Here is a 244-nt window from a genome sequence, read left to right as displayed (position 1 = left end):
GGGTTTCTCGCGCCAACGTAAACGGTATAGCCTTCATCAGCAAGTGATTTAGCGATCTGGTATCCCACGCCTGTGTTTGCTCCTGTAACCAGTGCCACTTTCATTGTTTCTGTCTGCATATTATTTTAATTTTTAAACAGCAAATTTCCGCGATCGTGACAAGGCGCTTGTAGCCGAAACAGGAAATGTTGTAGCCGAATTGAGGGTGCATTCCGTACCGATCTACTATCATTGAAAAGCAGGC

The 244-nt window shown here is 45.1% G+C and carries 1 protein-coding gene; it reads right to left on the bottom strand.

The annotated features are described in order from the left end of the window. A partial coding sequence (locus AAHB90_RS32690) for an SDR family NAD(P)-dependent oxidoreductase (RefSeq protein ID WP_342089520.1) occupies positions 1-104 on the bottom strand: 104 nt, incomplete at its 3' end. Between the last annotated feature and the right edge of the window lie 140 nt (positions 105-244).

The organism is Dyadobacter sp. OTU695 (assembly GCF_038440355.1).
Taxonomy (GTDB): domain Bacteria; phylum Bacteroidota; class Bacteroidia; order Cytophagales; family Spirosomataceae; genus Dyadobacter.
Note: the sequence above shows the minus strand (reverse complement) of the source record. Positions and strands in the feature narration are given on the sequence as shown.